1 pseudogene is annotated in these 1,140 nt (G+C 68.2%); it reads right to left on the bottom strand.

Going from position 1 to position 1,140, the window contains the following annotated elements:
* Positions 1–1,140, bottom strand: a pseudogene (locus tag I8N67_RS41610) (alpha-1,4-glucan--maltose-1-phosphate maltosyltransferase); the annotation flags it as partial.

Raw genomic sequence — 1,140 nt, 5'->3', positions numbered from 1 at the left:
GATCGTACGTCCGTCTTGTTCGGCTGTGTCCCAGTCGCGGGGGCGGAGTTGGTACTTCTCGGAGTCGAGGTATTCCTCGCTGCCGGGTTTGAGGGGGGTGTTCTCGCAGAGTTCGTAGCCGGAGTAGACGCCCCAGGTGGGGGAGAGGGTGGCGGCGAGTACGGCGCGGAGTTCGAAGGCGGGGCGGCCGCCGTCCTGGAGGAAGGCGTGGAGGATGTCGGGGGTGTTGACGAAGAAGTTGGGGCGCATGTAGCTGGCGGCGTCGCCGGCGAGTTCGGTGGCGTAGTCGGTGAGTTCCTGCTTTGTGGTGCGCCAGGTGAAGTAGGTGTAGGACTGCTGGAAGCCGGTGGCGGCCAGGGTGTGCATCATCGCGGGGCGGGTGAAGGCCTCGGCGAGGAAGATGATGTCGGGGTCGGTGCGGTTGATGTCCGCGATGACCTGTTCCCAGAAGAGGACGGGTTTGGTGTGGGGGTTGTCGACGCGGAAGATGCGGACGCCGTGGTCCATCCAGTGCCGCAGGACGCGGGTGGTCTCGGTGATGAGGCCGGGCAGGTCGGCGTCGAAGGCGATGGGGTAGATGTCCTGGTACTTCTTCGGGGGGTTCTCGGCGTGGGCGATGGTGCCGTCGGGGCGGTGGTGGAACCACTCGGGGTGTTTGGCGACCCAGGGGTGGTCGGGGGAGCACTGGAGGGCGAAGTCGAGGGCCACTTCCATGCCCAGGGCGTGTGTTTCGGCGATGAAGTGGTCGAAGTCGTCGAGGGTGCCGAGGTCGGGGTGGACGGCGTCGTGGCCGCCTTCGGGGGAGCCGATGGCCCAGGGGACGCCGACGTCGTCGGGGGTGGGGGAGAGGGTGTTGTTGCGGCCTTTGCGGAAGGTGGTGCCGATGGGGTGGATGGGGGGGAGGTAGATGACGTCGAAGCCCATCGCGGCGATGGCGGGGAGGCGTCGGGCGGCGGTGCGGAAGGTGCCGTGGGGCTGTTCGGGGGTGCCTTCGGAGCGGGGGAAGAACTCGTACCAGGCTCCGTACAGGGCCCGTTCCCGCTCCACCAGCAGGGGCAGCGGCTCGCAGGAGGTGACCAGCTCCCGCAGCGGATGGCGGCTCAGGATCTCGTCCACCTCCGGCGTCAACGCCCCCGCCAG

The sequence above is a fragment of the Streptomyces adelaidensis genome (assembly GCF_016598475.1).
GTDB lineage: Bacteria > Actinomycetota > Actinomycetes > Streptomycetales > Streptomycetaceae > Streptomyces > Streptomyces adelaidensis.
The sequence above is the reverse complement of the archived record's forward strand: the minus strand, read 5'-3'. Positions and strand labels throughout refer to the sequence as shown.